This window comes from Coleofasciculus sp. A1-SPW-01 (assembly GCF_040217205.1).
Classification (GTDB): Bacteria; Cyanobacteriota; Cyanobacteriia; order Cyanobacteriales; family Coleofasciculaceae; genus Coleofasciculus; species Coleofasciculus chthonoplastes_A.
Window position 1 is genome coordinate 1 of record NZ_JAVJNP010000119.1, and the last position, 3,213, is coordinate 3,213.

General features: G+C 45.4%; 2 protein-coding genes and 1 pseudogene. 1 reads left to right on the forward strand and 2 read right to left on the reverse strand.

Translation table 11 applies throughout. From position 1 onward, the window contains the following. Positions 1-301 precede the first annotated feature (301 nt). Positions 302-1,825 carry a type III-B CRISPR-associated protein Cas10/Cmr2 gene (locus RH949_RS18110; RefSeq protein WP_446355035.1) on the forward strand — a complete coding sequence of 508 codons (1,524 nt, stop codon included), beginning with the start codon at positions 302-304 and terminating at the stop codon, positions 1,823-1,825. Between the two features lie 51 nt (positions 1,826-1,876). Here RH949_RS18110 and RH949_RS18115 read toward each other — a convergent pair whose 3' ends face one another. After that, positions 1,877-3,049: a transposase gene (locus RH949_RS18115; protein WP_446355037.1), complete on the reverse strand. Its 1,173-nt coding sequence runs from the start codon at positions 3,047-3,049 to the stop codon at positions 1,877-1,879. A 10-nt stretch (positions 3,050-3,059) separates the two neighbouring features. Then, positions 3,060-3,212: pseudogene (locus tag RH949_RS18120) on the reverse strand (four helix bundle protein); the annotation flags it as partial. Position 3,213: the final 1 nt, after the last annotated feature.

Genomic DNA, 3,213 nt, shown 5'->3' on the forward strand with positions numbered 1-3,213 from the left:
CACCTTCTATCACCTCCCACGACAATTATACTACTCTTGCAGATAAAGATTCAGAGTGAAAATAATTTTCTCTTCACTGGCGATTCATCTCAACGCCAAATCCTAGATTATGGCGTGAGGCTTCTCGCCAGATCAAGCTAAGCTCTTAACCTTCCTCGTAGTACACAAAACTTTACTATTTGGAGAACAGGGGATCAGTAGGGGTTTGGTTTCCAAACCCCTTGGTTTCCAAACCCCTGAATCGTGCCTGTGATAGAGTAATGAGTAAATCGGACGATTCTCCTGATCGCACAATTCCCTCGTGTCTAATTCCTTCTGGCAAGCCAAAATCCAAGGATTACTCTATGATTTTGACCGGGATAGGTTGAGAAACTCGACCGGGGAAAATGCTCAAGTCTTCTTAAATGCCCTAGAATCAGTCAATCCTGCCCCAACCGTATCCCAAGCCTACCAAATAGCTGAAGCTAGCGATCGCGCCCTGCTGAATGGGTTGCAGTTGCCCCTGAGTCTGCCAACGCTGAAGGTGGCACATCTGCTATCGGGGGCAGAACTCCCTCTATCGGTGAATATAACCGATTACTATCGGTTAACCTCCCCGTCACCCGCAGACAGCCCCCCCAACTCCCCAGAATCCATCGATTCCCGCCAACTCTTTTGGTGGCTATGGCGCTGCTTACCTGAAGCCGTGAGTCAGCGACTGGGAGAGGATGCCTTACTCATGCCAGCAGTACCCCTGTTACCCGATGCCTCGGTGTGGAGTCAAGCCAGCCTCACCGCCGCTTTAGCTGGGGCATTAACTGACCCGAACTCCTCCCCTCCCCATCTGGCAACTTTTAGCTTTTCTCCAGTGCAAGAGTTAATTAAAGCCAGTCGCAAAATGCGGGATTTCTGGGCAGGGTCTTGGGTGTTGCATTATCTGTCGGCTAAACTTTGCTGGCGGCTGGCACAATGCTATGGACCCGATAGCCTGATTTATCCGAGTCTGTTTCAGCAACCCTTAATTGACCATTGGTTGGGGCAGACGTGGGCGGAGTTTCGACCTTGGATACCGCAACCGTCAGCATCCGCCTTACTCACCGCCGGATTCCCTAATGTGATTGTTGCCCTTCTTCCCGCTAAAGACGTGAAGTCTGCCATGCAAACCGCCCGTCAAACCCTGCTGGCGGAATGGTCTAGGATTGGGCAGTTGGTGTTTGCTGAGTTAAGGCGACGCCACTGGATGCCGGATTTAGGGGAAAATAGTGCCACTTGGTCAGGGTGGTTGGGGTCTCAGTGGCAAACCTATTGGACGGCGTTACCCATTGGCGTGAATCCCTTGACAAATCAGGCAATTGCTGCATCAGACGCCGCCCAACTGCAAACCTGGTTAGACCCGATGAATCGTCTGTGCCAGCTTCAGGATACTCCAGACCAACGCCGCGCCCTGTTTTTACCGGAGGAATTGGAGTTTATGCGGGCGGTGTATGAAAAAGACCCATCAATGCGGGTGAATGTGGGGTCATGGTGGTCTTATTTATTCGACCAACTGCGATATGCGGCGGGTACGGTGAAAAATAGTCGGGTTTGGCAAGTGCCAACGGCTTTTTTACCTCGGTCTACGGTGTCGGGTATCGGTTCAGTGGTGTATCCTGACCCAGACCAACGCCATACCACAGAAGGGGATACGGGGAAATACTGGGAACGACAGGTGGGATTGTTTGATGGGATTGAAGAACTCAACGCTACGGAGACGCTGAAGCGGGGGTTGCATCAGGTTTTACCGCAATTGTTAGGGGGATGGGGAGAGCTGACAGGTGTAGGTTTTTTACTCTTAGGTGGGGACTAGACAAGGAGGACAAGGAAGGAAAGTAGACAAGGTAGAGAAGAATTGTATAGTTCAAGACGTATTTATGAAAAAAGATTGTCGTGGGAATAAACCATTTAAGGAAATCCCTTTACCACAAACTAAATCAGCAATAATGTTGATTAATCCTTGCAAAAAACAAGAAATATTCCCCTCTTGTCTTCTCAAATCTGATTTTGAATTTATCCGAGAATTCGGCTTAGGTTTATTTTTGAAATCTTTTGATAAATGTGGCTGTTCTTCACTCCCTACAGTTACTGTCCAAAGTGTTGCTATTGCCATAGCCAACCAAATTCTTTCGGCTCGGTCTGGTTCTCTTAAACGAGTTTTCTGCCACTGCCATCCATCACTTTTTATATCTCGATAACTTGATTCAATCCAGGAACGTAAACCATACCAAAGACTCTGAGCTTGTGTCGGTTCTAAGTCGGTAACAATTAACCAGGGTTCTTTATATCCTTCATCCCAACGTGCTAATAAAGTGCCATCAATAGAATGGTTTTTAAAACAAGTAACATAACCTGACCACTGTGTTCCTGTTTTTGGGGCGACTGTATCTAAACATCTCCATTCCGTATCACCTCTAAGTTGATAGTTTCCTTGGTGATTAATTCTTAAAAAAGGATGCCAATTTAAGGAACAAATTGCCTCAAATAGCCAGTCAGCATATAATCCCCTATCCGCTAATACGAGGACTTGCCAATCTGAGGGGACGACATCCTTAACATAGTGAAAAACATAAAGCCAATGAGGTTTCCAAGAACCTTTTTCTCTACCTTTAACAATTTTCCATGCTACGGGAATACCACAACCTTGATAAAGAACATGAAGGGAAAGAACAGTAAAATCCTGACCAATATTAGTTGCATCTATTGCTAAGGGTAGACATTTGTATTCAGACTTCCATAAACTGAGAATCCACTTGAGTAGAGGTGCAAAGCATTCGCTGACATCTAACTCTCTTCGCTTTTCTCCTTTCTTTCCTTTACTATCTTGATACCATTCTTTCAGTCTTTGTCTAACTGTATTACTTTTTTCCTGATTAATTTTAGCGATAAATTCGGAAACTCGGGTCAAACTACTTGAACCTGTCATCACCATGCCAAAACTCCAAGTGGCTAAACCAACCACTTCAGGTAAAGATAAATGAGGAAAATGATAGGAGACAATTTTTGACCAGTCTTTTAAATATTTATTCCGTAACATGGCTTAACCTTTCAGCTTCACAGTCATTTAACTTAGCAACAAATGATGCTTGATATCTTCTCTTTCTCCAGGCTTCTGCTAGATTAGCACATACGGCACGAGATGAACGTCGAATTTGGTCAGTTAGAGAGTATCTTTCTTCTAGGGGAAATTGTTTTGATATT

Coding starts and splice junctions, on each gene's coding strand:
- RH949_RS18115 (WP_446355037.1), bottom strand. CDS start 3,049: ATGTTACGGAATAAATATTTAAAAGACTGGTCAAAAATTGTCTCCTAT.